The organism is Vibrio sp. 10N.222.49.C9 (assembly GCF_041474985.1).
Classification (GTDB): domain Bacteria; phylum Pseudomonadota; class Gammaproteobacteria; order Enterobacterales; family Vibrionaceae; genus Vibrio; species Vibrio crassostreae_C.
This window is the reverse complement of sequence record NZ_JBFRVD010001432.1, coordinates 1-208: the sequence shown is the minus strand read 5'-3', so window position 1 is coordinate 208 and position 208 is coordinate 1. Positions and strand designations below refer to the sequence as shown.

At 45.7% G+C, this 208-nt stretch carries 1 protein-coding gene; it reads right to left on the bottom strand.

The window, feature by feature from the left end:
• On the bottom strand, positions 1-204 hold a 204-nt coding region (locus AB4585_RS28620; protein ID WP_372172166.1), incomplete at its 3' end, for a phosphoribosyltransferase.
• Positions 205-208 lie beyond the last annotated feature (4 nt).

Genomic DNA, 208 nt, shown 5'->3' with positions numbered 1-208 from the left:
GCTAGACGCCGTCATGAAGTCAACGCTGTGGTTTACCGTAACTGCGCGAGATAAGTCAGCCATAAACACAAACGAGCCACGTAGAAGTCCTACCATAACTAGCTCTTCACTGTCTTTATAGTGCTCATTGATCGATGCACCAAGCTGTTGTACTCGCTCTTGAACCTCTTGTTCAGAGATCATCACTTCTACGGTATGTTTCATACTG